The sequence below is a fragment of the Microbacterium sp. MMO-56 genome (assembly GCF_037146215.1).
Taxonomy (GTDB): Bacteria; Actinomycetota; Actinomycetes; order Actinomycetales; family Microbacteriaceae; genus Microbacterium.
Window position 1 is genome coordinate 1 of record NZ_JBBCVW010000026.1, and the last position, 25,151, is coordinate 25,151.

Genomic DNA, 25,151 nt, shown 5'->3' on the forward strand with positions numbered 1-25,151 from the left:
CCGACCAGAAGCGACCCCGAACCGGCTCAGCCCGACCAGAAGCGACCCCGAACCGGCTCAGCCCGACCAGAAGCGACCCCGAACCGGCTCAGCCCGACCAGAAGCGACCCCGAACCGGCTCAGCCCGACCAGAAGCGACCCCGAACCCGCCGAGCCCGACCAGAAGCGAACCGACCCCACCCACGAACCGAACCCACCCACGACCCGGCCCCGCCCGCGCCGCGGGCCGCGGCGGTCAGGCGAAGGCCTCCACGGGCGGGCAGGCGCAGACCAGGTTGCGATCCCCGTAGGCGTTGTCGATCCGGCGCACGGGGGGCCAGTACTTCGTGCGCACCAGGGAGTGCACGGGATACACGGCGAGCTCGCGAGGGTAGGGATGCGGCCACTCCGACGCGACCGCGGCGGCGGCGGTGTGCGGCGCGTTCACGAGCGGGTTGTCGGATGCCGGCCACTCGCCGGCCTGCACGCGCGACGCCTCCGCACGGATGGCGATCATCGCCTCGACGAACCGTTCGATCTCGTCCAGGTCCTCGGACTCGGTCGGCTCCACCATGAGGGTCCCCGCCACCGGGAAGGACATCGTCGGGGCGTGGAAGCCGTAGTCGATCAGCCGCTTGGCGACGTCGTCGACGGTGACGCCCGTCTCCTCCTTCAGCGGACGCAGGTCGAGGATGCACTCGTGCGCGACGAGCCCGCCCTCGCCGGCGTACAGCACCGGATAGTGGTCGCGCAGGCGCGTCGCGACGTAGTTCGCGGCGAGCACGGCAGCCCCCGTCGCCTCGCGCAGCCCGGCGGCACCCATCATCCGGATGTAGGCCCACGAGATGGGCAGGATGGAGGCCGACCCGCACGGCGCCGCAGAGACCGGTCCGCCGTCGAACACGAAGCCCCCGGCGTGCTCCGCGCGCTGCGCGAGCGGGTGCGACGGCAGGAACGGGGCCAGGTGGGCCTTGGCCGCGACCGGTCCGACACCCGGTCCGCCGCCACCGTGCGGGATCGCGAACGTCTTGTGCAGGTTCAGATGCGAGACGTCGCCGCCGAGGTCGCCGAAGCGCGCGAACCCGACGAGAGCGTTCATGTTCGCGCCGTCGACGTAGACCTGACCGCCCGCCGCGTGCACCGCGGCGCACAGCTCGACGACGTCCTGCTCGTACACGCCGTGGGTCGAGGGGTAGGTGATCATCAGCGCCGCGAGCGTCTCGGCGTGCGCGGCGATCTTCGCGCGCAGGTCGCCGAGGTCGACGTTGCCCGCCTCGTCGCACGCGACGACGACCACGCGCATCCCGGCCAGCACGGCCGACGCCGCGTTGGTGCCGTGCGCCGACGACGGGATGAGGCAGACGTCGCGCTGCAGGTCGCCGCGCGAATGGTGGTATCCGCGGATGGCGAGAAGCCCCGCGAGCTCGCCCTGCGAGCCGGCGTTGGGCTGCAGCGAGACCGCGTCGTAGCCGGTGATCTCGGCGAGCCAGGACTCCAGCTGCTCGATGAGCACGAGGTACCCGGCGACGTCGTCGGCGGGAGCGAACGGATGCACCCGTGCGAACTCCGGCCACGAGACGGCCGCCATCTCGGTCGCGGCGTTGAGCTTCATGGTGCACGAGCCGAGCGGGATCATGCCCCGATCGAGCGCGTAGTCGCGGTCCGCGAGCTGCTTCAGATAGCGCATCATCGCGGTCTCGGACCGGTGCGCGTGGAACACGGGATGTGTGAGGAACTCGTCCTCGCGCTGCAGGACCGCCGGCACCGACGCGGCCCCGGTCCCCTCCGCCCAGGTGAAGACGCGCTCGGAGCGTCCGCCGAACACCTGTGAGAGGGCGTGCAGCTCGCTCACGGTGGTCGCCTCGTCGACCGAGATGCCGACCGAGTCGGTGTCGCGGAACCACAGCTGGAATCCGCGCTCCCGCGAGCGATCGACGACCTCGCCCGCGCGCCCGGGCGTGCGCACGACGATCGTGTCGAAGAAGTCCTCGTGCAGGACCTCTCCCCCGGCCTCGACGATCCAGTCGCGCAGCAGATGCGCCTTCCTCGCCACGTCTCCCGCGATGCGGCTCAGACCCTGCGGCCCGTGGTAGACGGCGTACATGGATGCCATGACGGCCAGCAGCACCTGCGCGGTGCAGATGTTCGAGGTCGCCTTCTCCCGGCGGATGTGCTGCTCCCGCGTCTGAAGCGACAGGCGGTAGGCGGGGGCGCCGGAGGCATCCACCGACACGCCGACCAGGCGCCCGGGCAGCTGTCGCTCGAGCCCGGCGCGCACCGCCATATAGCCCGCGTGCGGGCCGCCGAAGCCCATCGGCACGCCGAACCGCTGGGTCGTCCCGACCGCGATGTCGGCGCCGAGCGACCCCGGAGAGCGCAGCAGCGTGAGCGCGAGGAGGTCGGCGGCGACGACCACGAGCCCGCCCTGCGCCTGCACGGAGGCGATCACGGACGACGGGTCCCACACGTGGCCGTCCGCCCCGGGGTACTGGACGAGAGCGCCGAACGCCTCGAGCCCGGTGTCGGCCCCCGCATCCATGGCGACCTCGACGATCTCGATGCCGACAGCCGCCGCGCGGTGGGCGAGCAGCGCCTTCGTCTGCGGCAGGGCGTTCGCATCGACGAGGAAGACGTCCGACCGCGACCGCGACCCGCGACGGGCGACGAGCATCCCTTCGACGACGGCGGTCGACTCGTCGAGCATCGACGCGTTCGCCGTCGCAAGACCCGTCAGGTCGGTGACCATCGTCTGGAAGTTGATCAGCGCCTCGAGGCGCCCCTGCGAGATCTCGGGCTGATACGGCGTGTACGCGGTGTACCAGGACGGGTTCTCGAACACGTTGCGCGCGATCACCGACGGCGTGAGCGTGTCGTAGTAGCCGAGTCCGATCATCGACCGCGCCGGGCGGTTCTGCGACGCGAGCTCGCGCAGCTCGGCGAGGGTCTCGGCCTCGGTGGCTGCCGGGGGGATGACGCCGTCCGCGACGGGGGCGGCATGGATGGATGCCGGCACGGCGCGCTCCACGAGCGCCTCGACGCTCTCGTAGCCGAGCGCGCGCAGCATGAGCGCCTGCGCGTGGGCATCCGTTCCGATGTGACGATCGGCGAACGCGGCGGAGCTCACGCCTCGCCGCCCGTGAGCGCCACGTACGCGGCCCGGTCGAGCAGGCCCTCGGCATCGGCGGGGTCGACCTGGATCTTCACGAGCCAGGCGCCGAAGGCGTCCGCGTTGACGGAGGCCGGGTCGTCCACGACCGCGTCGTTGAGTGCGACGACCTCGCCGGTCTGCGGCGCGTACAGCTCGCCGACCGACTTGGTCGACTCGATCTCACCGCACACCTCCCCGGCGGTCACGCTCGTGCCGACGGCGGGCAGGTCGACGTAGACGACGTCGCCGAGCTTGTCGGCGGCGTAGTCGGTGATGCCGATCGTCGCGACGTCGCCGTCGAGGGCGACCCACTCGTGCTCGGCGGTGTAGGTGAGGGCGTTCAGATCGGTCATGCGGTCCTCCGGTAGAAAGGCAGGGCGGTCACGGTCGCGGGGATGCGGGTCCCGCGCACGTCGATGAAGAGGTCGGTTCCGGGTGCGGACAGTGCGGGCGGGACGAACGCCATCGCGATGGGATGCCCGAGGGTCGGGCTCAGCACGCCGCTGGTGATCTCACCCACCGCCACGCCGTCGGCATCGAGCACGGCGTACCCCGCGCGTCCGGCGCGTCGGCCCTCGGCGACGAGCCCGACGAGCACCGGCAGGTCCGCCGGCGCCGCCTCGAGCGCGGCTTTGCCGACGAAATCCGCCTTGTCGGCGGCGACGACGCGGCCGAGCCCCGCCTGGGCGGGCAGGACGTCGGTGGACAGCTCGTGGCCGTGCAGCGGCATGCCGGCTTCGAGCCGGAGCGTGTCGCGCGCGGCGAGACCCGCGGGGACGAGCCCGAGCGGCTCGCCGGCCTCGAGCAGCGCGTCCCACAGCGCGGGGGCGGCGGCGTTCGGGACCATGAGCTCGAACCCGTCCTCGCCGGTATAGCCGGTGCGGGCGATGAACAGCGGCGCGCCCTCGAACAGCGCGGCCGACCAGGCGTAGTAGCCGAGCTCGCCGAACGCCGGCGCGACCTCGGCGATGCCCTCGGTCGCCTCGACGATCTCGCGGGCTCGCGGGCCCTGCACCGCGATGAGGGCCACGTCGTCCGAGATGTCCGCGATCTCGACGTCGCCGAGGTAGCGACCCAGCGCGGCGGCGACGAGAGCTCGGTTGCCCGCGTTGGAGATGACGAGGAAGTCATCCTCGCCCCGTCGGTAGACGATGACGTCGTCGACGACACCGCCGCGCTCGTCGAGGAGGAGCGAGTACTTCGCCTTGCCGATCCGCATGGTCGAGATGCGGCCGGCGAGCATGTCGTCGAGCACGGATGCGGCGCCGGTCCCGGACAGGGTGAACTCGGCCATGTGCGAGATGTCGAAGAGCCCCGCCGCGGTGCGCACCGCGTGGTGCTCGGCGAGGTCCGACGTGTAGCGGACGGGCATCGACCATCCGCCGAAGTCGGTGAAGGATGCCCCGAGCGCCGCGTGGCGATCGTGGAGCGGGGTGGTGCGCAGGTCGGTCATGAGTTCTCCCGATTCGCGGGCTGGCGCCAACCGGATCCGGCTGGCGTGAACTCCCCCTCTGTCATGGGCCTGAGAGCTTCGCCCGGCGTGCTCGTCGATCGAGCAGCGGGCTTTCACCGTCGGCGGATCCCCCACACGGCGGGGATCGCTTTCCAGAGCGGCCGGACGCGAGCGGTACGCGGACCTGAGAGATTGGCGGGGAGGCTTGCTCCTTCGGTGCCCGGTTAGTCCGGAGGCGGATGCCGGGGCTCTCCCGCACACGTCATGCGGCCTGTCTTCAGTTGCCCTGACAGCATAGCGCCTCGCCCTCGCGCGCGTCCGTGGCAGCGCCGGCCCTCGCTCTCAGCGCGCGCAGGGCCCGGAGGAGACCGTCGGGGCGTCCGCCGTGACGGCGGCCAGGGCCGGGCGCAGCTCGCTCGTCGTCATCGCGTAGCCCCGCGCATCGTCGTCCAGAGCGCGGGCGAAGACCACTCCGATGACGGCGCCCTGCGCGCTCAGCAGCGGGCCGCCCGAGTTCCCGGGACGCACGTCCGCCGCCAGCGCGTAGACCTCCCGGGGTGCGGCGGGCCCGTCGTAGATGTCGGGGACCGGAACCGATCCCACCGAGACGACGGCGGCGGATCCGCTCGTGAACGGTCCGCCGTGGGGATACCCCTGGACGACCGCCTGCGTGCCCGCCGGCACCGGGTCGGCGATGGGAAGGGGGGCGTCGCCGAGCGCGCCGACGGCGATCACGGCGAGATCCACGACGGGGTCGAACAGGACGATCCGCCCCTCGCCCGCGCGTCCCCCGGGAAGCTCGACGACGGGGGCGTCCACGCCCGCGACGACGTGCGCGTTCGTGACGACGAGTCCAGGCGCCGCGACGAAGCCCGACCCCGTCATCGACACGCCGCACGCGTAGGCGGTGCCGCTGACGCGCGCGACCGACGCGGCGGCGGCCTGCAGCGCCGGGTCGTCCAGGGTGACGGGGGCGTCTGTGGGCGCAACGGGGGCGCCGATCGCCGCCTCGAGCCGCGGGATGCCGTCGCCGAGGAGGGCGCCGCGCGCGACGGCGAGCGCATCGTCGACGGGCGCCGGAGTGAGGGCATCGAGCGCGCCGACGACCCGGGACGAAGCCACCGCCGAGGACACGTACGGGATGCCCGCCACGCCGATCCCCGACGACACGAGGAGGACGGCGAGCGCCGTGGCGACGACACTCACCACGCCCCCGAAGAAGCGCTCGACGGGACGCGCCCGGCCACGGTCGACCCCGCGACGGATGGCGTGGCCGACGGCTGCGCCCGCGGCCGTCCCCAGCACGACGAGACCGAGCGCCGCGGCGGCCAGAGCCGCGGCACGCCATCCGCCCTCCGGCAGGACGTCGGACAGCCACGGCGCGGCGAGGGGAAGCCCCCACAGCGCGGCAACGGCGCCGCACACCATCCCGACGAGCGTCCCGAGACTCGCGAAGAAGCCGCGCGCGAGCCCGGCGACGAGAGCGAGCACGAGGGCGATGACGACGATGATGTCGACGAGCAGCACGATGACCTCCGCGGACCACGGTACAAGCCGCTCCCGTGCGCTCCCTGGTCGAGGCGACCGGGTCGCGGGATGCACGGCTCCCGCGAGTTGCACTTCGGGTCGGTATGACTCTAAGATCGCACCGGGAGTTATGGTCATGATGACACGAACAGATCACGCGGACGCAGACATCCGTGTCGCCGTCTCGACGGTCATCTTCAGCCTGCGGCGGGACGCCCCCGGCGACCGGCCCAAGGTCGTCCTCCCCCTGGTGCGCCGCACCCGCGATCCGCACGAAGGGCGCTGGGCTCTCCCGGGCGGCTGGCTCGACCGCGCCGAGGAGCTCGAGACGGCGGCATCCCGCACGCTCGCCGAGACCACGGGGCTCTCCCCGAGCTACCTCGAGCAGCTCTACGCGTTCGGCGACGTGGGGCGCTCCCCCGGCCGCGTCGTGTCGATCGTCTACTGGGCGCTTCTGCGCGAAGGAGCTCAGCTGCCCCCGGACGCCGAGAACGTCGCCTGGTTCGATGCGACCGAGCCGCCCGACCTCGCGTTCGACCACGACCACATCGTCGAGTACGCCCTGTGGCGCCTGCGCAACAAGGTCGGCTACAGCCGGATCGCGCACGGGCTCCTGCCCGACCTGTTCACCCTCGCGGAGCTGCGCGAGGTGTACGAAGCCATCCTCTCCCGCGATCTCGATCCGGCGAACTTCCGCCGCCAGGTCGAGAACTCGGCGACCCTCATCCCCACCGACCGCTTCCGCACGGGCAGCCATCGCCCGGCGCGGCTGTACCGCTACAACCAGGACGTCGAGCTCGCCGAGCGGGGGCCGCTTCCCGACCCGACACCCGCCGACCCGACACCCGCCGACCCGACCCAGAAGGCTGCGTCATGATCTCTCTCACCCTGCACCCGCGTCCGCTGGACCCGAGCGTCGACCACGGCATCCAGGCGATCGTGTCGGGCGCGTCGACGAACGAGACCTGCACCACCGAGCTCGCCGCCGGTCCGTGGACCTTCGACACCCGTCCCGGCTACGGACCCGGCTCGTCGATGGGCGACGTCATCCCGACCGGGGCTCCGCGCCAGGGCGAGCTCCCCGCGGAGTACCGCGAGGCATCGGAGCTCGAGCTGCACGCGCGGATCACCGCGGCGAAGTCCGTTCTGGGCGAGCGCGTCGTGATCCTGGGTCACTTCTACCAGCGCGAAGAGGTCGTCGCCCACGCGGACTACGTCGGCGACTCGTTCCAGCTCGCGAACGCCGCACTCGAGCATCCGGACGCGGAGGCCATCGTCTTCTGCGGCGTGCACTTCATGGCCGAGACGGCCGATCTCCTCTCCCGGCCAGAGCAGGCCGTCATCCTGCCCAACCTCGCGGCGGGATGCTCGATGGCCGACATGGCCTCGATCGACGAGGTGGAGGACTGCTGGGAGCAGCTCGCCGAGGTCTACGGCCCGCTCGACGAGACCGACGCCGACGGGCTCGTGCCGGTGATCCCGGTCACCTACATGAACTCCTCGGCTGCGATCAAGGGCTTCGTCGGCCGCCACGGCGGCATCGTGTGCACGTCGTCGAACGCGCGCACGGTGCTGGAATGGGCGTTCGCGCGCGGACGCCGGGTGCTGTTCTTCCCCGACCAGCACCTCGGACGCAACACCGCCAAGGCGATGGGCGTCCCCCTCGACCGGATGCCGATGTGGAATCCGCGCAAGCCCCTGGGCGGCTCCACCGACGCCGAGCTCGACGATGCCCGCGTCATCCTCTGGCACGGGTTCTGCTCCGTGCACCGGCGCTTCACGGTCGACCAGATCGATCGCGCGCGCGCCGACCACCCGGGTGTGCGCGTCATCGTCCACCCCGAGTGCCCGATGGCGGTGGTCGACGCGGCCGACGAGTCCGGGTCGACCGACTACATCCGGAAGGCCATCGCCGCGGCGACCGAGCCCACGACGTTCGCGATCGGCACCGAGATCAACCTCGTGCAGCGGCTCGCGGCGCAGTATCCGCAGCACGAGATCTTCTGCCTGGACCCGGTCGTGTGCCCGTGCTCGACCATGTACCGGATCCACCCCGGTTACCTCGCGTGGACGCTGGAGTCGCTCGTGGCGGGCGAGGTCGTCAACCGCATCACGGTGCCGGCCGACGTCGCCGACCCGGCGCGGCTGGCCCTCGAACGGATGCTGGCGGCGCGCCCGTGACCGACGCACCGACCACGACGCGCCGCGTCCGCGTCCTCGTCGTCGGTTCGGGGATCGCCGGCCTCGTCGCGGCCCTGCACGCCGACGCCGCCGGGTGCGCGGTCACCCTCGTGACCAAGGACGTCCTGGAGCACGCCAACACGCGCTACGCCCAGGGCGGCATCGCGGGCGTCATGTTCGACGACGACAGCGCCGCGGCGCACGAGCGGGACACGCTCGCCGCGGGCGCGGGGCTCTGCGACCCGGCGGCGGTGCGCGTCCTGGTCGAGGAGGGACCCGCCCGCATCCGGGAGCTCATCGACATCGGGGTCGCCTTCGACCGTGCGGCGGACGGCGCGTTCGTGAAGGGCCTCGAGGCCGCCCACTCCTATCCGCGCGTTCTGCACGCAGGTGGCGACGCGACCGGCAGCGCCATCGAGAAGGCGCTCGTCGCGCGCGTGCGGACCGGTGCGATCCGGGTCGTCGAGCACGCTTTCCTCGTCGATCTCGTACGTGACGCCGAGGGCGCCGTGACGGGCGTCGACCTCCTGATCGCGGACGAGGCATCCGGCCTGCACCCGCCCCGCCGCGAGCGCATCCGCGCGGAGGCGGTCGTCCTCGCCACCGGCGGCGCGGGCCGGCTCTACGCCCACACGACCAACCCTCCGGTCGCGACCGGCGACGGCATCGCCGCGGCGCTGCGCGCGGGGGCCGCGGTGGCGGACCTCGAGTTCGTGCAGTTCCATCCGACGGTGCTGCCCGGCCGCACCGGCGCGACGGATGCCACGGCGGATCCGTTCCTCGTCTCGGAGGCGGTGCGCGGCGAAGGCGCGGTCCTGCGCGACGACCGGGGGCACCGGTTCATGCTCGACGTGCATCCCGATGCCGAGCTCGCACCACGCGACGTCGTCGCCCGGGCGATCGCCGAGGTCATGGCCGGCCAGGACGGACGCCCCGCACTGCTCGACGCGACGATGTTGGGCGCGGGCGAGGGCGCCTCGGGCACGGCCGCGTTCCTCGCGCGGCGGTTCCCCACCATCGACCGCGCCGTGCGAGCGCGGGGGTGGGCATGGGATCGCGAACCGATTCCGGTCACCCCTGCGGCGCATTATCTGATGGGCGGCGTCACGACGGATCTCCACGGCCGCACCACGGTGCCGGGGCTCTACGCCGTCGGCGAGGTCGCACGCACGGGAGTGCACGGCGCGAACCGGCTCGCCTCGAACTCGCTGCTGGAGGGTGCCGTGTTCGGCGCACGCGCGGGCGACGCCGTCGCCGCCGACGTCCCGGGCGGCTGGCCCGTCTCCTCGACGATCACTCTCCCGTCCGGTCCGCCCGCGTCCGCGGATCCCACGGCTCCCCCGTTCTCCCGCGCCGCGCTGCAGGACCTGCTGTGGGCGGATGCCGGACTCGTCCGCGACGCCGCCGGGCTCGCCCACGCCGCGGGCATCCTCGCCGCCTGGCGATCGGCCGCGCGTCCCGCCCCCACCACCGAAGCGGCCTACGAGGACGAGAACCTGCTGCAGGTCGCCACCGCCCTGGTGGCCGCCGCGGCGGCGCGACGCGAGTCGGTGGGCGCGCACGCGCGCCGCGACCGCCCGTCCGAGGTGCCCGCCACGGAAGCCGCCGGCAGTCCCGCCCGTCTCGTAGAGGTCGTCTCCTGATGCTCACCCCCAGCCAGATCGATGCCGTCGTCCGCGCCGCCCTCGACGAGGACGCCCCGTGGGGCGATCTGACCAGCGAGACGCTCATCCCGGCCGACGCCGTCGCGACGGCGGAGCTGCGAGCGCGCGAGGCGGGCGTCCTGAGCGGCGCCGACGTGTTCGCCGCCGCGTTCGCGCTGACCGACCCGCGCATCGCGGTGACCCGGCACGTCTCCGACGGCGAGAGGTTCGACCCGGGCACGGTGCTGGCCACCGTCGACGGACCCGCGCGCGGCATCCTCACGGCCGAGCGGATCGGGCTCAACTTCGTCCAGCGCATGTCGGGGATCGCGACGCTCACCGCGGCCTACGTGGACGCCGTCGCACACACCTCCGCGCGGATCGCCGACACGCGCAAGACGACTCCCGGCCTCCGTCGCATCGAACGCCACGCCGTGCGCAGCGGGGGCGGGCACAACCATCGGTTCAGCCTGTCCGACGCGGTGATGGCCAAGGACAACCACCTCGCCGTGCTCACCGCCCGGCACGGCTCTGTCACCGCGGCCCTGCGCGCGGCGCTGGACGCCCTGCCGCACACGGTCCACCTCGAGGTGGAGATCGACCGTCTCGACCAGCTCGACGAGGTCCTCGCGGCCACGGGCCGCCCGCGCGGGGTCGGCACGATCATGCTCGACAACTTCGGTCTCGACGATCTGCGCGAGGGTGTCGCGCGCATCGCCGGTCGCGCCACGGTCGAGGCGTCCGGCGGCGTGGATCTGCGCACCGTCGCGGCGATCGCCGAGACCGGGGTCGACGTCATCTCCGTCGGAGCGCTGACGCACTCGGCCCGCGCCCTCGACCTCGGTCTCGACGTGCGACTGGACTGAGCGGATGCTCTACCTGGACAACGCGGCGACCACGCGGGTACGTCCCGAGGTCCTCGAGGCGATGGCCCCGCTGCTCACCGACCGCTTCGGCAACGCGTCCAGCCACCACACGGTGGGCGAGGCCGCGGCCTCGGCCCTCGCCGACGCCCGCCGGCGCGCGGCGGCCGTCCTCGGCGTCCGCCCGGCCGACGTCGTGTTCACCTCCGGGGGCACCGAGGCGGACAACCTGGCGGTCAAGGGCCTCGCGGTCGGGGCGGCGCTGCGGCGCGGCGCGCCGGTCCACATCGTCACGACGGCCATCGAGCACGAGGCGATCCTCTCCTCCTGCGACTATCTGGAGCGTGTCCACGGCTACGCCGTGACCCGGCTTCCTGTCGACGCCACGGGATCCGTGTCGCCCGACGACCTCGCCGGTGCGCTGCGGCCGGACACGGCGGTCGTGAGCATCGGGTACGCCAACAACGAGATCGGCACCGTGCAGGACGTGGACGCGCTCGCCCGGGTGACTGCCGCCGCGCGCGTGCCGCTGCATCTGGACGCGGTCCAGGCGGCGGGCTGGCTGCCCCTGCACGGGCTCGGTGTCGACGCGCTCGCGCTCGCGGGGCACAAGGTCGGCACTCCCCAGGGCATCGGCCTGCTCGCGGTGCGCGCGCGGCTGCCGCTCGAGCCCGTCCTGCACGGCGGGGGCCAGGAGCGGGGGCGGCGCAGCGGCACGGAGAACGTCGCCGGGGCAGTGGGTCTCGCGGTCGCCCTCGAGCTCGCCGAGGCGGAGCGCGATGACGCGGCGCGGCGCGTGGGCGCCGTGCGGGACGAGTTCGTGCGCCGGGTCCTCGAGCTCGTGCCGGCCGCACGGCTCACGGGGCATCCGGTGCGGCGGCTGCCCGGGATCGCATCGTTCACCGTCGCCGGGACGAGCGGCGAGGCGGTGCTGCTCGAGCTCGAACGCCGCGGCGTCATCTCGTCGAGCGGATCGGCGTGCGCCGCCGGCAGCGACGAGCCCTCCCACGTCCTGCTCGCGTGCGGGATCGACCCCGCGACCGCGCAGACGGCGGTGCGCTTCTCGTTCGCCCACACGTACGCCGGCGACCCCGCCCCGATCGCCGCGGCGGTCGCCGACGCGGTCGCGGCGGTACGATCGGGCGCGTGAGCACCGACCGGGATCCCACCGCGCCGCCTCCCCTCGTCACCGTGATCGTGCCGGGGCGCGATGTCGGAGAGTTCGCCGCCGACGCGGTCGCCTCCCTGCGTGCGCAGAGTTTCGTCCGCTGGCGCGCGATCCTCGTCGACGACGCGTCCCTCGACGAGACCGGGGACGTGTTCGCCGCGGCCGCCGCGGCCGATCCGCGCTTCCGCCTGATCCGCCACGACGCGCCCCGGGGGCTCGGTGCCGCCCGCAACGCCGCGCTCGACGAGGTCGACACCCCCTTCGTCGCGTTCCTCGACGCCGACGACGTCATGACCCCTCGGGCGCTCGAACTCCTCGTGGGCGCGCTCACGACATCCGGCAGCGACATCGCCGTCGGCGCGTACGTGCGGCTGCGCCCCGACGGGCGCGGCGGGTACGCCCCCGGCACCGTGCAGCCCTGGGTGCGGGCAGCCACCGCACCCGCACGCACCGGGACCACGCTCGGTTCGCACCCGGACGTCTCGGGCAACATCGTCGCCTGGTCGAAGCTCAGCCGGGTCGAGCTCTGGCGCCGGCACGCCCTGCGCTTCCCCGAGGGGAAGCTCTACGAGGACCAGATCGTCACCCAGCTCCTGTACACGCACGCACGCGCCATCGACACGATCCCCGACGTCGTCGTCCACTGGCGCGAGCGGGCCGACGGCTCGTCGATCACGCAGCGCAAGGACGCCCTCGCCGTGCTCTCGGACTACCTGGAGGCGCTGCGCGGGGGCATCGCCGTGCTCGACGCGGCGGGACTGCGGGACGCGGCCCGGGCGCGCGTCCGGCTGATCCTCGACATGGACACCCCTCCCCTCGTCCGCATCGCCCAGACGCACCCCGACCCCGCGTACCGGCGCCTGCTCGGTGCGTTCGTCCGTGAGCTGACCGCGCGCGCCGACCTGGACGGGATCGTCCTCGACGACGCGGCGGCGGACCTGCGCGCCGCCGCGGGCCTCTGGTGACGCGCGACGGACACCGATCGGACGGGCGCCGGGCGGAGTCCGCCGCGCACGGCTAGGGTGGGCACATGTCCGGCACCTCCGAGAACCTTCCCGACTCCCCCGACGGCACCGACCTCGTCGAGCTGCGCGAGGAGATCGACGCACTGAAGAAGATCCCCACCGAAGAGCTCGTCAACCCGACGCCGACGGTCGTCGAGGAGAACGAGCCCACCCCCGAGCCGACCGACCCGATCGGATCGGCCGACTGAACGCCCTCCGCTAGTCGGTTCCACCCCACGACGGATCGCCGCCCGACCGGGTCCGGTCGCCGGGTACCTCGATTCCCGGCGGGTCGGTGAGAAGCCGCGCCGCGTCGCTGCCCGCGGCGCCCTCGGGCGCGCGGTCGGCGCGGCGTTCGGGCAGATCCGCCCGCCCCGGGATCGCCGCCTCCATGCCCTCGATCGAGGCCGCGGCGATCTGCTGCGCGGCGAGCTCGGCGTACAGACCGCCGAGCGCGAGCAGTTCGGCGTGCGTGCCGGACTCCACGATCCGGCCCGCGTCGACGACGTGGATCACGTCGGCGGAGACGACGGTCGACAGTCGATGCGCGATCGACAGGGTGGTGCGCCCGGAGGCGGCCGCATCGAGGGCCTCCTGGACGATGCGCTCGGACACCGTGTCCAACGCGGAGGTCGCCTCGTCGAGCAGGAGCACCGGCGGGTCCTTCAGCAGCACGCGGGCGATGGCGATCCGCTGCTTCTCCCCGCCGGAGAGGCGGTACCCGCGCTCGCCGACCACCGTGTCGTAGCCCCGCTCGAAGCCGGCGATCACGTGGTGGATGTTCGCGGCGACGCACGCGGCCTCGATCTCCGCATCGCTCGCGTCGGGTTTGGCGTAGCGCAGGTTCTCCCGGACGGTCGCGTGGAACAGGTAGGTCTCCTGCGAGACGATCCCCACCTCGTCGATGACCGACCCCTGGCGCAGCTCGCGCACGTCCGCACCGGAGAAGAGGACACGGCCGCCGGACGCCTCGTACAAGCGGGGGGCGAGGTACAGGATCGTCGTCTTGCCCGCTCCGGAGGGGCCGACGAACGCGACGTGACGGCCCGGCTCCGCGACGAACGACACGCCGCCGAGCGTCGGACGGGCATCCGCGGCGGCATCCGGATAGCGGAAGACCACGTCCCGGAACTCGATCCTCCCCCGCGGCCCCGGCGCCTGTGCGACGTCGATCGCGCCGGGGGCGTCCCGGATGGCGGGGACGAGGTCGAGGTACTCGAAGATGCGCGCGAACAGCGCCCGCGACGTCTGCAGGTCGAGGGCGACCCGCATCAGCCCCATGAGAGGCTGGAGCAGCCGCGCCTGGACCGTCGTGAAGGCGACGATCGTGCCCGCCGTGATGACCGCTCCCCCGGCCCCGCCGGTGACGAGGTATCCGGCCACGAGGTAGATGACGGCGGGGACGGAGGCCATCAGCACCTGCACCACCGCGAAGAAGCCCTGGCCGCTCATCGCCCGACGCACCTGCAGGCGCACCTGGTTGGCGTTCTCCTCGCGGTATCGGTCCGATTCGGTGCGCTGACGACCCATCGCCTTGGACAGCAGGATCCCCGACACCGACAGGGTCTCCTGCGTGATGGCGCTCAGCTCGCTGAGCGACTCCTGCGTCTCGCCCGCGATGCGCGCCCGGACCTGACCGACCTTCCGCTGCACGACGACGAGGAAGGGCATGAGCACGATCGCGATGAGCGTCAGTCGCGCGTCGATCAGCACCATCGCGACGATCGCGGAGACCACCGTGACGGCGTTGCCCAGGATGCTGGTGAGCGTGTTCGTGAGCACCGCCGAGACGCCGCCGACGTCGTTCTGCAGCCGCGACTGGATGACGCCCGTCTTCGTGCGGGTGAAGAAGCCGAGCTCCATCTCCTGGAGGTGGTCGAACAGCCGCACCCGGAGGTCCCCCGTGACCGCGTTGCCGACGGTGGCCGTGAGCCAGGTCTGCACCACCCCCACCACCGCCGACAGGAGGAACAGTCCGATCATCGCGCCGACCAGGCGCCACAGCAGGCCGAGATCCGGCCCGCCGCCCGGGAAGAGGGCGTCGTCGAAGATCCGCTGGATGAGCAGCGGGGGGAGCACGCCGATGGCGGCACCCATGACCACCAGGATGCCCGTGACCACGATGCGCCCGCGGTAGGGGCGGAACATCGCCACGGTGCGGGCCCCGAGGTCGGCGATCTCCGGGGCGTCCGCGTTCGCGCGTCGCTGCGCCGCCTCGTCGACGCCGCGGAAGGCCACGCCCCGCGGGGCGCCGCCGGGGTGACCGCCCATGCTCATCAGGTCACTCTAGTCCCGCCGTCGGACACGGGGGCGGGCCGTCAGCCGAGGCCCGCGACCAGGTTGATGACCGTGGCGAGGATCACCGCGCCGAACAGATACGCCAGGAGGGTCTGCGCCACGACGATGCGACGGATCTCGTTCGCCTGGATGTTGGTGTCGGAGACCTGGTAGCTCATCCCGAGCCCGACCGAGAAGTAGCCGAAGTCGGAGTACATCGGCGGCTCCTCCTGATTGAAGTCGATCCCTCCGCCCCGGCCTGCGTCGACTCTCGCGTAGTAGCGGTGCGCATAGCGCAGCATGTAGTCGACCTGGATGAGCGCCCACGACGAGGCGACGGCGAAGATCGCGACCCCCGCGACCACGCGCGCCGTGGCCGGATCGTCGCCCGAATGGGCGAGGACCGCGATGACGGCGCCGAGACTCGCGAGACTTCCCGCCAGCGCGATCGTGCGGGCGAGGGTGCGGCCGGGATCCTCGTTGGTGGCGTGCGCGTGCGTCTGCGCCGCATCCATCCTCCAGAGCGCGCCCAGCAGCCACACGAGGTTCACGATCGCGAGCGCGGACCATCCGGCCAGGAGACCGGCGCCCCATCCCAGGAGCGGCGTGACCGCCCCTCCGACGACGAGACCGACCGCGATCGACACAGGTCCGCGAACGGCGACGCGGGAGTGGTGAGGGGATGCCATGGCGCGATCGTCCCACCCCGCGGCGGAATACGGTGTCCGACCCGGCGGTTACTGTTGAGGTTCTCCCCGGCGCCCTCCGCGCCCTCCTCCGCCACCCGCTCGAGCGGGCCCTCCCGTGCACCGCACCCCGAAGACCCCAGGAGTCTCGTATGGCAGCCCTCGACCGGCGACCGGATCCGGCCGTCGTCCCGCCCTCTCCCGTCGCCGATGCGCCGGCCGCCGTCCCGTCCTCGGGGATCGGCGCCAAGGAGAGCCGGGTCATCTGGCTCCTGCTGGCCGCCGCGTTCGTCGCGATCCTCAACGAGACGACGATGGGCGTCGCCATCCCGCACCTCATCGGCGACCTGGGCATCACGGCGGTCGCCGCCCAGTGGCTGACGACCGCGTTCATGCTGACGATGGCCGTCGTCATCCCGACCACCGGGTTCCTCCTCAACCGCTTCTCCACGCGGTCGATGTTCGCGACGGCGATGGGGCTCTTCTCCACCGGCACGCTCATCGCGCTGCTCGCTCCCGGGTTCACCGTCCTCGTCATCGGGCGCGTCGTGCAGGCATCCGGCACGGCGATCATGATGCCGCTGCTGATGACCACCCTCATGACCGTCGTGCCGCCCCACCTCCGCGGCCGGATGATGGGGCGCGTGAGCGTCGTCATCTCGCTCGCCCCCGCGATCGGTCCGACGATGGCGGGCGTCGTCCTGGACACCCTCAGCTGGCGGTGGATCTTCGCGATCGTGCTCCCGATCGCCCTGATCGCGCTGGCCGTGGGCGTGCGCTGGATCCCGAACATCGGCGAGCGGACGCACGCCCCGTTCGACGTGCTGTCGGTCGTCCTGTCGGCCCTCGGCTTCGGTGGGCTCGTGTTCGGGCTGAGTCAGATCGGCGGCCACGGCGGCGCCGAGGACGCCGCGACCTCCGAGCTCGCCACCACGACGCTCGTCGTGTCGCTCACGGTCGGCGTCGTGGCGCTCGGCCTGTTCATCTGGCGGCAGCTGATCCTGCAGAAGATCGACGACGCACTGCTGGACCTCCGCATCTTCCGTTCCGGCAACTTCTCGCTGTCCGTCGCCCACTTCGCGGTGATGTCGCTCGCGTTCTTCGGCACCATCACGGCGCTGCCGCTCTATCTGCAGGGCACGCTCCACATGAGCGCGACCGAGTCGGGGCTCGTCGTCCTTCCCGGTGCGCTCGCGATGGGCCTGCTCGGCCCGGTCATCGGACGCATCTACGACCGCCGTGGCACCCGAGTGCTGCTCATTCCGGGCACCCTGCTGGTGCTCGCCGTCCTGTGGGGCTTCACGATGCTCACGGAGTCGACGCCCGTGTGGATCCTCGTCGTCACCCAGACGGTGCTGTCGATCGGGCTCGCGATGTCGTTCACGCCGCTGTTCACGGCGTCGCTCGGCTCTCTCGAGCCGAAGTACTACTCCTACGGCAGCGCGACGGTCTCCACGGTCCAGCAGGTCGCGGGGGCCGCCGGGATCGCCCTGCTCATCACGGTGATGTCCTCGGTCACCGCCGCCGCCGCGCAGAGCGGTGTCGCCGAGAGCGCAGCGGGGGCCGCGGGCGCGCGCGCCGCCTTCCTGCTCGCGGCGATCATCGGCACGCCCCTCCTGGTCAGCGCGTTCCTCATCCGCAAGCCGGACGACTCCGGCGACGGCGCCCCGCCGGTCCACTGATCTCTCGCCGAGGCGCCTGTCAATCCCCGCGCGGGGCCGGCAGGCGCCTCCGTAGCCTCGAGGCATGGCAGACACACTGAACGGCACACGCGTCGCGTTCCTCGCGATGGACGGTTACGAAGACAGCGAACTGACCGCCCCCTGGGACGCGGTCACGGCGGCGGGTGCGACGGCTGTGCTCGTCTCCCCCTCGACCGGCACGATCGAGGGCGAGCACGGGCACCGACAGCCCGTGGATCTGGTCGTCGGCGAGGCGGATGCCTCCGAGTTCGATGCGCTCGTCCTTCCGGGCGGGGTCGTGAACGCCGACGACCTGCGGCTCGACGAGCAGTCGGTCGCCTTCGCATCGGCGTTCTTCGCGCAGGAGAAGCCCGTCGGGGCGATCTGTCACGCCGCCTGGCTGCTCGTCGAAGGCGACGTCGTCCGCGGTCGCCGGATGACGAGCTACCCGAGCCTGAGAACCGACCTGCGCAATGCGGGTGCGACGTGGGTCGATGAAGAGGTCGTCGTCGACGACGGATTCGTCACCAGCAGGACGCCCGACGATCTGCCCGCCTTCACGGCGTCGCTCATCGATCAGTTCGGCGCGGCGACCCGTCCCGATCCGGCGGCCTGACCTACCAGGTGACCGTCGCCGGGCGGCGTCGCCGACGTCTCAGACGATGCTGCAGCTGCCGCCGCAGCACGACGGCGCGTCGCTCGACGAGGTCGGCAGGACGACCAGGGTCTCCTTCGCCTCGGACGAGGTCACGGGGACGGGCGTGGGCAGGTTCGCGGTAGCCATCCCTCGATGATACGACCGGATCCGGTCACCGGGGCGAGATCCCGTCGACAGTGGCGGGAGCCCCGCTCGTGCCGCCAACCTCGGTCAGACGCCGAGCTTCTTGGCCGCCTTCGTCGCTGCTTTGTCGAGGACCTTGCGCGAGCGCTTGCGGGCCTTCCGCAGCGACGGGTCGTTCCACAGGTGCTTGGCGGCGCCGCTGATCTCGCGATAGCGCGATCGACCGGCGCGCGCTCCCAGCACGTAGGCGGCGCCGCCGACCGCGGCGAGGGTGAGCCAGAACGTGAAGCGCGACATGCGTATCCTCTCGACGAGACGTGTCCTCGACGATAGGCGCCCGCCCCCACGGCGTGCAGGGGGTTGACACGCGGGCCGCGACGGCGCGGTGCCGGCCGGGTCACTCCTCGCCGGCGGACGGCCACGCCCGCAGATCCTGTGCCAGCATCACGAGGATGCCGCTCGGGCCGCGCACGTACGTCAGGCGGTAGAGGTCCTGGTAGGTCGCGACGCCGCGCAGCGGGTGGCAGCCGTGTCTGGCCGCCGTCGCGAGGGCGGCGTCGAGATCGTCCACCTGGAACGCCACTCGGTGCATCCCGATCTCGTTCGGCACGGTGGGAGAGGTCTCGATCGCGTCCGGATGCACGTACTCGAACAGCTCGATCCGGCCGCTGTCGTCCGCAGCGGCGAGCAGGGCGATCCGCGCGCGATTGCCGTCGAGGCCGACGGCCGTGTCCGCCCAGGGCCCGCTCACCTCGTCGCGTCCGACCAGGGTCAGCCCCAGATCGGTGAAGAAGGAGATCGCCTCGTCGAGATCGCGCACCGCGATCCCGACGTTCTCGAATCTGATCGCCATGATCGGATGCTAGCCCCGCCCGTCGGAGGACGGGCGCGGTTGCGCACAACTCCTGCACATTCGGCGACAGCCCCGGATCCTCGCAGAAGAGGGTGACCCCGACGCGCAATCTTCAGGAGTTATGAACCGCCGACGGCCGAACCGCTCACACGTTGAAGCGGAACTCCACGACGTCGCCGTCCTGCATGACGTAGTCCTTGCCCTCGAGCCGGGCCTTGCCGGCCGAGCGGGCCGCGGTCACCGAGCCGGTCTCCACGAGGTCGCCGAAGGAGATGACCTCCGCCTTGATGAAGCCCTTCTCGAAATCGGTGTGGATCACTCCGGCCGCCTGGGGCGCCTTCCAGCCCTTGCCGATCGTCCACGCGCGGGCTTCCTTCGGTCCGGCGGTGAGGTAGGTCTGCAGCCCGAGCGTGTCGAACCCGATGCGGGCCAGCTGGTCGAGGCCCGACTCCTCCTGCCCGGTCGAGGCGAGCAGCTCCGCCGCGTCGGCGGGGTCGAGGTCGATCAGCTCCGACTCGATCTTCGCGTCGAGGAAGACCGCCTTCGCGGGTGCGACGAGTGCCGCGAGCTCGGCCGTGCGTGCGGCATCCGTCAGGACCGACTCGTCGACGTTGAAGACGAAGATGAACGGCTTGGCCGTGAGCAGGCCGAGTTCCTTGATGGGCGCTAGATCGAGTCCCGAGGCCGAGAGCAGCTCACCGCGCTGCAGCGCGTCACGGGCGGCGACAGCGGCCTCGAGCACCGACGGGTCGAGCTTCTTGCCGCGCACCTCCTTCTCATAGCGCGCGATCGCCTTCTCGAGAGTCTCGAGGTCGGCGAGCTGGAGCTCGGCGTTGATGGTCTCCATGTCGGATGCCGGATCGACCTTGCCGTCCACGTGCACGACGTCGCCGTCGGCGAAGCCGCGGACGACCTGCGCGATCGCGTCCGCCTCGCGGATGTTCGCGAGAAACTTGTTTCCGAGACCCTCGCCCTCGCTCGCCCCGCGGACGATCCCGGCGATGTCCACGAAGGACACCGCGGCGGGCAGGATGCGCTCCGAACCGAAGACCTCGGCGAGCTTCTCGAGTCGCGGGTCGGGCAGGTTCACCACACCGATGTTGGGCTCGATCGTCGCGAACGGATAGTTCGCCGCGAGCACCTGATTCTTGGTGAGGGCGTTGAACAGCGTCGACTTGCCGACGTTGGGGAGACCGACGATGCCTATCGATAAATGAGCCATAGCGGATCGATCCTACCGGCCTGCCGCCAGGCGGTATCGTCGGACGGGTGAAGCGCACGACAGTTCTCGCCGCGGTGACGATCGTCGCCGCAAGCTTGGCGGGATGCTCCGCGTCTGCGTCTAGTGCCCCCACCGCAACGCAGACCGCGGACTCATCCGCATGGCTGGACGATAGCGTCCCGCGGAGTGAGCTCGACGACCAGGGGCGGCTCAACCGCATTGGTATGGCGACCTCGACAATCCGCGCTCTTGGAGTCTCCGAAGCCGTGCTGTCGAACGACGCCGTCGACGACGCCGTGACTCTCACGTGCGATTCACTGGACCGCGGCGACGATCTCGGAGCCACCCTCGACGCTCTCGCAGCACGAGCCTCGACCGCGAGCGGCCACGGCGCGAAAGTCGTCTACGCGGCGGTGACCGAGCTGTGCCCCGAATACATGCCGATGCTGGACGCGCTCGGGGACCGCTGAAGCGTCGCACTCGCCGGCGGTCGCGACGTCTCCATGCTCCGACCGCGACGCGTCGTGTAGGTCCTGCCCGACGCGTCGGCGCCGGCCGCGGGCGACGCGTCCTGCGCGCCGCATTCAGCGCGATAGATCGGGATACCCCCGGAACTCCCCCGGGCCGTGCGAGCGCAGGTACTCCTCGTGAATGTGCGAGCACGCGACCCGCAGCGACGTCGCCCACCCGATTAGCGTTCCCCGGAACTCCGATCGGTACCGGAGCCCGTCGGGCGTGCGGCGTAGCTCGATCCGACCGTACTCGGCGATCTGGTCCCGCATCGACCACACGGCCGGTTCTTCCTCCACTGTCGCCATGATCGGATGCCAGTCGCCCATGCGCACATCATCACGCGAAGCTCCGACAACGCAGAGCAGTCCCCCTCCTGGCCGTGATGACCAGGAGGGGGACTTGCTATGGACCGCGGCGACCGTGCTCGACGTGTCGCGGTCAGCTGACTACGACGCGTCGCGCGCGGGCTCCGCCTGACCGCCACGGAAGGCGATCGACGTCAGCACAGACACGGCGCCCGCGAGGCCCGCGATCGACGCGACCTGCACGAGGTCGATCTCGAGAATGCCGGTCACGCCTGCCGTCAGCGTCGCGACCGCGGACTGCGCGACCGTCGCGACTGCCCGATCCGCCGTATCGATCCAGAACTGCTTGTCTGCGTACTTGCTCACGTGTCTTCTCCTTGCGCTTCGTCGATGGCCGCCCACAGGTCGTCGTCGGCCTGCGAGAGCTTCGCCAGGGTCGGGATGACCTCGACCTTCAGGGCTCCCTCGATTCGGTCGACGGAGTCCTTCACGGACGACCCGTCGTTGTTGTGCGTCTCGTGGTAGATCCCGTCGACCTTCGTTTCGAGACGCACGTGCCGCTCGTCGGCACGCTTGATGTACTCGGGCAAGCCCTGCACGGCCGCGAGCAGCTCAGCGGAGTTGATGATGCCGCGCGCGAACGCGACGACACCCCTCCACCCCCGGTGCTTCACGAACCACGCCAGAGCGGCCAGTCCCGCCAGCCACACGACGGCATCCCACACGGAGATACCGCCGAGCAGCTCGACCAGCCAGGGAGGCGCGTTCACCTCAGATCGCCGGCTGCTCGCCGCGGAGGTAGGCGCCGATGATGTCCTTTTCGGCGTCGTTGAACTCGACATCGCCGCGGTCGTAACGCTGCAGCAGATCGAGGTCGCGCGTGTCGGCGATGTGCACCATGCCCTTGCCGGGGATACCGGCGTGGAAGTGCGGGGTTCCTGCGATGTGAATGATCCTCATGTCCGTGTCCTTCTTGGGAGTGGGCGGGCTGAATGGTGTCGCACGGCTTGCGGCCGTGATGGTCAGGTACTCCTCCATCGAGAGACGCTCGCCCGTGGCATGGACGATCACGTAGGAGTGGAGGTGGGGGCCGGTGGTCTGCGTGCCGGAGTTGCCGGACAGGGCGATGCGATCGCCCTCCTCGTACCAGCCGGAGCCGAGACGCACCCAGAGGTGCTGTCCGTAGAAGGTGGCGTCGGCGCCTTCGACGACTACGCCCAGGCCTCCGGCGCTGGTGACGTACGTACTCACGCGCCCGGCGAACGGGGCGAGCACGGGAGTGCCGATCCCGCACCCGTAGTCGCTGGCCGGCCCGACGCCGTACTCGGCGTGCGAAGCCCGGTCGCCGGTGATCCGCACCGGCTCATCGAGAGGTCGTCGGGTCATCCGTGCGCCTCCGCCTCGGCCTCTGCGATGCTCCGCAGTTCCGCGCGGGCCGCGGCGAGCTGGGCGCTGAGCTCGTTGACGGTCTGAGCGAGGATGTCGTAGTTCGCGCTGAGTGATGCGATGGTGACGGCGTCTTCCGCGGCACGGGCGGAGAGCTTCTGAATGGTGAGCTGTTCGATGGTGACGGTATCCACGATGGGTCGTCCTTTCGATCGATTGGCGAGGGGGCGGGATACGCCCGCCCCCTCGGTTGATTCATGCGAGGGTCGGCTCCGGCTCTCGGACTCGGATCGTCGACTCGACGGCGAACGCGAGCGCGTCGACGCCATCGACGACCTGGACACGGCGCGCCTTGACGAGCCAGGTGAACAGCGCTCCGGGCGCGCCGTGGACCGCGAACATGCCGTTGGTGATCGGCTCGACCCACAGACCGGCGTCCGGCGACCCGGCAGTCACGGTGATCGCGCGATGGTCGTCAGCGGTCAGCGCCTCGAAGTAGGCCGGAAGAGTGATCGTCGTGACGCCCTCATCGGGGATCTCTACGAACCCGTCCGACCAATACTCGACGCCGTTATGCGGCGACTCGGTCGACGCGTGCGTGAGCTGCTTGCCGGGCTTCGTCGGGTGCTCCATCGCGAAGTTCTTCGATCCGGAGACGCTCAGCGAGCCATTGACCGACAGGCCCACACCGTTGAACTGCGTGTATCCGTCGTTTCGCAACCAGACGTAGTGTCCGGGGTCCTTGCGGAGCAGTACCTCGTTGCTCGACGGGCTGGCCCGTAGCTGGAAGTTCCCGACGCCGCCGTGCCCGACACGCCAGTACCCGTCCTCCCGGAAGTGCACACCGGCCGTGTCCGTCCGACCCAGCCACAGGATGTCGCCGTTGCCACGCTCGTAGAGCTGCAGCGTCGCCGGCTCACCGCTGTCGCCGGACGCCTTGCCCGACCACAGCAGCATCCCCTCGCCAGAAGGGTCGCTCGTGATGCTCGCCGGGGTCGCACCTGACGTGCCCGAGTAGAACCAGATCCTCCCGCGGGTATCGGAGCTGTTGATCTCCACCCGAGGGCCCGAGGGCCGATTGCGGAAGGTGCCCGCCATCGTCACGCCGCCCGTTGCAGAGTCGATGCTGACCGTCTGCGCGCCGGATGAGCTGTACGCGCTCAGCCCCGACGAGTCGATCTTCACTCCACGGTTCGCCGTCGCAGTCGTCTGCAGCGTCGCACCCGTGATGGTGTGCTTCGACGTGATCGCCGTCGCCGACAGGCGCGTCGCGTCGATCGCGTTCGCGGCGATCTTGACCGCCGTGATCGCGCCCGCGTCGATCTTGTCGGCCGTGATCGCGTTCGACGCGATCTTGCCCGACTCGATCGAGAGCGCGGCGATCTTGGCCGCGGTGATGGCGTTCGCCGCGATGTTGTTCGCAGTGATCGTGAGCGCTGCGATCTCGTTCGCCGTGACCGCGTTCGTCGCGATCTTTGCCGTCGTGACCGCGTTCGCTGCGATCTCGTTCGCCGTGACCGCTCCCGTCGCGATGGTCCGGGAGATCACCGCGCCGTCGACGAGCAGCTCCGGCGTGATCGCCTGACTGAACTCCGGATTGGTGAGCCACGCATTGCCGCTCGTCGCGTCCTGATGCGTCATGAACGTGAACAGACCCCAGCCCAGATCGACGTTGCTCGGCGCCGTGATGATCTGGTCGTACTGGTTCCACCCGCTCACCGACGCGGGAATCTCGAGAGTGCTGACCGAGATGTGAGCGCCCGCTGTCGTGCGCCAGTAGATGCGGATGTACACCGCGTTGTCGGTGTTGTTCTGCACGAGCCCGCCGATGTTGAACTTCTCGCCGGGGTTCGCGGTCACCTGGGAGCGGCAGTTCACGCGGGACTTGCCCGCACCCGCGAGGCGCAACGACATGCCCTGGGAGGTGCTGGCGAAGGTCCCGCCGGATCCCGAGGCGTGCGCCCACACATCCCCGAACGGAGTCGAGAACTTCGGATCGTCGACGAGGTTCGTGAAGTTCCCGATCGTCAGCTTCGAGGCGTTGATCGAGTTAGCCGCGATGCGACCGGCATCCAGTGTCCCGGCGTTGATCTTGCCCGCGTCGAGCGAGGCGATCTTCGCATCCGTGATGGCCGCGTTCGCGATCTGCGCCGTGCCCACCGAGGCCGCAGCGAGGATCCCCGACGCCGCAGTGATCGTGCCCGCAACGATCTGCGTAGCAGTGACACTGTTCGCCGCGAGCTCGTTCGCCGTGACCGCGTTCGTCGCGATCTTCGCCGTCGTGATCGCGTTCGCCGCGATCTCGGCGGCCGTGATCGTCCCGGCCGCGATCTTCGCCGCGGTGATCGCGTTCGCCGCGATCTCCGTAGCTGTGATCGTGCCCGCAGCGATCTCCGTCGCCGTGATGCTGTTCGCCGCGATCTTCCCTGCGGTGATCGCGCCGGCCGCGATCTTCGCCGTCGTGATCGCGTTCGCCGCGA

General features: G+C 71.3%; 26 protein-coding genes and 2 riboswitches. Of the genes, 11 read left to right on the forward strand and 15 right to left on the reverse strand.

Annotated features, from left to right (window positions below; all coding sequences use genetic code 11):
- Positions 1–235: 235 nt before the first annotated feature.
- The 4 genes from gcvP to WFI00_RS16875 all read right to left on the reverse strand — a co-directional run bounded on the left by gcvP (position 236) and on the right by WFI00_RS16875 (position 6,107).
- Positions 236–3,043: an aminomethyl-transferring glycine dehydrogenase gene (gene gcvP, locus WFI00_RS16860; protein ID WP_442928339.1), complete on the reverse strand. Its 2,808-nt coding sequence runs from the start codon at positions 3,041–3,043 to the stop codon at positions 236–238.
- A gap of 56 nt (positions 3,044–3,099) precedes the next feature.
- Complete coding sequence (gene gcvH / locus WFI00_RS16865; RefSeq protein ID WP_336632116.1) at positions 3,100–3,480, reverse strand: glycine cleavage system protein GcvH; 381 nt, start codon at positions 3,478–3,480, stop codon at positions 3,100–3,102.
- Complete coding sequence (gcvT, locus tag WFI00_RS16870; RefSeq protein ID WP_336632115.1) at positions 3,477–4,580, reverse strand: glycine cleavage system aminomethyltransferase GcvT; 1,104 nt, start codon at positions 4,578–4,580, stop codon at positions 3,477–3,479. Before gcvT ends, gcvH begins: the two co-directional genes overlap by 4 nt.
- 51 nt (positions 4,581–4,631) lie before the next feature.
- Positions 4,632–4,741: riboswitch (glycine riboswitch) on the reverse strand.
- 1 nt (position 4,742) lies between these two features.
- Positions 4,743–4,846: riboswitch (glycine riboswitch) on the reverse strand.
- Positions 4,847–4,922: 76 nt separating this feature from the next.
- Positions 4,923–6,107 carry a MarP family serine protease gene (locus WFI00_RS16875; RefSeq protein WP_336632114.1) on the reverse strand — a complete coding sequence of 395 codons (1,185 nt, stop codon included), beginning with the start codon at positions 6,105–6,107 and terminating at the stop codon, positions 4,923–4,925.
- A 139-nt stretch (positions 6,108–6,246) separates the two neighbouring features.
- On the opposite strand from WFI00_RS16875, the gene WFI00_RS16880 reads away from it, so the two are divergent.
- The 7 genes from WFI00_RS16880 to WFI00_RS16910 all read left to right on the forward strand — a co-directional run bounded on the left by WFI00_RS16880 (position 6,247) and on the right by WFI00_RS16910 (position 13,175).
- On the forward strand, positions 6,247–6,984 hold the full coding sequence (locus WFI00_RS16880) for an NUDIX hydrolase (protein ID WP_442928340.1): 738 nt from the start codon (positions 6,247–6,249) through the stop codon (positions 6,982–6,984).
- Positions 6,981–8,288: a quinolinate synthase NadA gene (gene nadA / locus WFI00_RS16885; RefSeq protein ID WP_336632112.1), complete on the forward strand. Its 1,308-nt coding sequence runs from the start codon at positions 6,981–6,983 to the stop codon at positions 8,286–8,288. Before WFI00_RS16880 ends, nadA begins: the two co-directional genes overlap by 4 nt.
- Positions 8,285–9,931 carry an L-aspartate oxidase gene (gene nadB, locus WFI00_RS16890; protein WP_336632111.1) on the forward strand — a complete coding sequence of 549 codons (1,647 nt, stop codon included), beginning with the start codon at positions 8,285–8,287 and terminating at the stop codon, positions 9,929–9,931. Before nadA ends, nadB begins: the two co-directional genes overlap by 4 nt.
- Entirely contained in the window at positions 9,931–10,797 is an 867-nt protein-coding gene (gene nadC, locus WFI00_RS16895; protein WP_336632110.1) for a carboxylating nicotinate-nucleotide diphosphorylase, read from the forward strand. Before nadB ends, nadC begins: the two co-directional genes overlap by 1 nt.
- A gap of 4 nt (positions 10,798–10,801) precedes the next feature.
- The gene (locus WFI00_RS16900) at positions 10,802–11,944 is read left to right on the forward strand and encodes a cysteine desulfurase family protein (RefSeq protein WP_336632109.1); all 1,143 of its coding nucleotides are present in this window, start codon (positions 10,802–10,804) and stop codon (positions 11,942–11,944) included.
- On the forward strand, positions 11,941–12,927 hold the full coding sequence (locus tag WFI00_RS16905; protein ID WP_336632108.1) for a glycosyltransferase family 2 protein: 987 nt from the start codon (positions 11,941–11,943) through the stop codon (positions 12,925–12,927). The genes WFI00_RS16900 and WFI00_RS16905 overlap by 4 nt, the downstream gene beginning before the upstream one ends.
- Positions 12,928–12,992: 65 nt before the next feature.
- On the forward strand, positions 12,993–13,175 hold the full coding sequence (locus WFI00_RS16910; protein WP_336632107.1) for a hypothetical protein: 183 nt from the start codon (positions 12,993–12,995) through the stop codon (positions 13,173–13,175).
- A 10-nt stretch (positions 13,176–13,185) separates the two neighbouring features.
- Here the strand turns inward: WFI00_RS16910 and WFI00_RS16915 are convergent, their stop codons facing one another.
- Together WFI00_RS16915 and WFI00_RS16920 are read right to left on the reverse strand one after the other, a co-directional pair.
- The gene (locus WFI00_RS16915) at positions 13,186–15,237 is read right to left on the reverse strand and encodes an ABC transporter ATP-binding protein (RefSeq protein ID WP_336632203.1); all 2,052 of its coding nucleotides are present in this window, start codon (positions 15,235–15,237) and stop codon (positions 13,186–13,188) included.
- A gap of 47 nt (positions 15,238–15,284) precedes the next feature.
- Positions 15,285–15,932: a DUF1345 domain-containing protein gene (locus WFI00_RS16920; RefSeq protein WP_336632106.1), complete on the reverse strand. Its 648-nt coding sequence runs from the start codon at positions 15,930–15,932 to the stop codon at positions 15,285–15,287.
- Positions 15,933–16,081: 149 nt separating this feature from the next.
- On the opposite strand from WFI00_RS16920, the gene WFI00_RS16925 reads away from it, so the two are divergent.
- The gene (locus tag WFI00_RS16925; protein ID WP_336632105.1) at positions 16,082–17,611 is read left to right on the forward strand and encodes a DHA2 family efflux MFS transporter permease subunit; all 1,530 of its coding nucleotides are present in this window, start codon (positions 16,082–16,084) and stop codon (positions 17,609–17,611) included.
- Between the two features lie 64 nt (positions 17,612–17,675).
- Complete coding sequence (locus WFI00_RS16930) at positions 17,676–18,227, forward strand: type 1 glutamine amidotransferase domain-containing protein (protein ID WP_336632104.1); 552 nt, start codon at positions 17,676–17,678, stop codon at positions 18,225–18,227.
- Between the two features lie 39 nt (positions 18,228–18,266).
- Here the strand turns inward: WFI00_RS16930 and WFI00_RS16935 are convergent, their stop codons facing one another.
- The 4 genes from WFI00_RS16935 to ychF form a co-directional block, all read right to left on the reverse strand.
- The gene (locus tag WFI00_RS16935; protein WP_336632103.1) at positions 18,267–18,395 is read right to left on the reverse strand and encodes a hypothetical protein; all 129 of its coding nucleotides are present in this window, start codon (positions 18,393–18,395) and stop codon (positions 18,267–18,269) included.
- 84 nt (positions 18,396–18,479) lie between these two features.
- Positions 18,480–18,689, reverse strand: coding sequence for a hypothetical protein (locus WFI00_RS16940; RefSeq protein ID WP_336632102.1), 210 nt, complete (start codon positions 18,687–18,689; stop codon positions 18,480–18,482).
- A 100-nt stretch (positions 18,690–18,789) separates the two neighbouring features.
- Positions 18,790–19,245 carry a VOC family protein gene (locus WFI00_RS16945; protein WP_336632101.1) on the reverse strand — a complete coding sequence of 152 codons (456 nt, stop codon included), beginning with the start codon at positions 19,243–19,245 and terminating at the stop codon, positions 18,790–18,792.
- 145 nt (positions 19,246–19,390) lie between these two features.
- The gene (ychF, locus tag WFI00_RS16950; RefSeq protein ID WP_336632100.1) at positions 19,391–20,467 is read right to left on the reverse strand and encodes a redox-regulated ATPase YchF; all 1,077 of its coding nucleotides are present in this window, start codon (positions 20,465–20,467) and stop codon (positions 19,391–19,393) included.
- 224 nt (positions 20,468–20,691) lie between these two features.
- Between ychF and WFI00_RS16955 the strand changes: the two genes are divergently transcribed.
- Positions 20,692–20,937, forward strand: coding sequence for a DUF732 domain-containing protein (locus WFI00_RS16955; protein ID WP_336642384.1), 246 nt, complete (start codon positions 20,692–20,694; stop codon positions 20,935–20,937).
- A 489-nt stretch (positions 20,938–21,426) separates the two neighbouring features.
- Here the strand turns inward: WFI00_RS16955 and WFI00_RS16960 are convergent, their stop codons facing one another.
- The 5 genes from WFI00_RS16960 to WFI00_RS16980 all read right to left on the reverse strand — a co-directional run bounded on the left by WFI00_RS16960 (position 21,427) and on the right by WFI00_RS16980 (position 24,831).
- A complete protein-coding gene (locus WFI00_RS16960; RefSeq protein WP_336632097.1) occupies positions 21,427–21,651 on the reverse strand; it encodes a holin in 225 nt (74 codons plus the stop codon).
- On the reverse strand, positions 21,648–22,055 hold the full coding sequence (locus WFI00_RS16965; protein ID WP_336632096.1) for a hypothetical protein: 408 nt from the start codon (positions 22,053–22,055) through the stop codon (positions 21,648–21,650). The genes WFI00_RS16960 and WFI00_RS16965 overlap by 4 nt, the downstream gene beginning before the upstream one ends.
- Before the next feature lies 1 nt (position 22,056).
- Entirely contained in the window at positions 22,057–22,671 is a 615-nt protein-coding gene (locus tag WFI00_RS16970) for a M23 family metallopeptidase (RefSeq protein WP_336632095.1), read from the reverse strand.
- Positions 22,668–22,865, reverse strand: coding sequence for a hypothetical protein (locus WFI00_RS16975; RefSeq protein WP_336632094.1), 198 nt, complete (start codon positions 22,863–22,865; stop codon positions 22,668–22,670). Before WFI00_RS16975 ends, WFI00_RS16970 begins: the two co-directional genes overlap by 4 nt.
- A gap of 61 nt (positions 22,866–22,926) precedes the next feature.
- Positions 22,927–24,831 carry a hypothetical protein gene (locus WFI00_RS16980; protein WP_336632093.1) on the reverse strand — a complete coding sequence of 635 codons (1,905 nt, stop codon included), beginning with the start codon at positions 24,829–24,831 and terminating at the stop codon, positions 22,927–22,929.
- A 61-nt stretch (positions 24,832–24,892) separates the two neighbouring features.
- On the opposite strand from WFI00_RS16980, the gene WFI00_RS16985 reads away from it, so the two are divergent.
- The coding region (locus WFI00_RS16985) for a hypothetical protein (RefSeq protein ID WP_336642385.1) at positions 24,893–25,151 on the forward strand (259 nt) is incomplete at its 3' end.

Excerpts from the sequence above, each read along its gene's own strand:
- gcvP (WP_442928339.1), bottom strand. The coding sequence starts at position 3,043 with ATGCTGCGCGCGCTCGGCTACGAGAGCGTCGAGGCGCTCGTGGAGCGC.
- gcvH (WP_336632116.1), bottom strand. The coding sequence starts at position 3,480 with ATGACCGATCTGAACGCCCTCACCTACACCGCCGAGCACGAGTGGGTC.
- gcvT (WP_336632115.1), bottom strand. The coding sequence starts at position 4,580 with ATGACCGACCTGCGCACCACCCCGCTCCACGATCGCCACGCGGCGCTC.
- WFI00_RS16880 (WP_442928340.1), top strand. The coding sequence starts at position 6,247 with ATGACACGAACAGATCACGCGGACGCAGACATCCGTGTCGCCGTCTCG.
- nadA (WP_336632112.1), top strand. The coding sequence starts at position 6,981 with ATGATCTCTCTCACCCTGCACCCGCGTCCGCTGGACCCGAGCGTCGAC.
- nadC (WP_336632110.1), top strand. The coding sequence starts at position 9,931 with ATGCTCACCCCCAGCCAGATCGATGCCGTCGTCCGCGCCGCCCTCGAC.
- WFI00_RS16900 (WP_336632109.1), top strand. The coding sequence starts at position 10,802 with ATGCTCTACCTGGACAACGCGGCGACCACGCGGGTACGTCCCGAGGTC.
- WFI00_RS16910 (WP_336632107.1), top strand. The coding sequence starts at position 12,993 with ATGTCCGGCACCTCCGAGAACCTTCCCGACTCCCCCGACGGCACCGAC.
- WFI00_RS16915 (WP_336632203.1), bottom strand. The coding sequence starts at position 15,237 with ATGGGCGGTCACCCCGGCGGCGCCCCGCGGGGCGTGGCCTTCCGCGGC.
- WFI00_RS16920 (WP_336632106.1), bottom strand. The coding sequence starts at position 15,932 with ATGGCATCCCCTCACCACTCCCGCGTCGCCGTTCGCGGACCTGTGTCG.
- WFI00_RS16925 (WP_336632105.1), top strand. The coding sequence starts at position 16,082 with ATGGCAGCCCTCGACCGGCGACCGGATCCGGCCGTCGTCCCGCCCTCT.
- WFI00_RS16930 (WP_336632104.1), top strand. The coding sequence starts at position 17,676 with ATGGCAGACACACTGAACGGCACACGCGTCGCGTTCCTCGCGATGGAC.
- WFI00_RS16935 (WP_336632103.1), bottom strand. The coding sequence starts at position 18,395 with ATGGCTACCGCGAACCTGCCCACGCCCGTCCCCGTGACCTCGTCCGAG.
- WFI00_RS16940 (WP_336632102.1), bottom strand. The coding sequence starts at position 18,689 with ATGTCGCGCTTCACGTTCTGGCTCACCCTCGCCGCGGTCGGCGGCGCC.
- WFI00_RS16945 (WP_336632101.1), bottom strand. The coding sequence starts at position 19,245 with ATGGCGATCAGATTCGAGAACGTCGGGATCGCGGTGCGCGATCTCGAC.
- ychF (WP_336632100.1), bottom strand. The coding sequence starts at position 20,467 with ATGGCTCATTTATCGATAGGCATCGTCGGTCTCCCCAACGTCGGCAAG.
- WFI00_RS16955 (WP_336642384.1), top strand. The coding sequence starts at position 20,692 with ATGGCGACCTCGACAATCCGCGCTCTTGGAGTCTCCGAAGCCGTGCTG.
- WFI00_RS16970 (WP_336632095.1), bottom strand. The coding sequence starts at position 22,671 with ATGACCCGACGACCTCTCGATGAGCCGGTGCGGATCACCGGCGACCGG.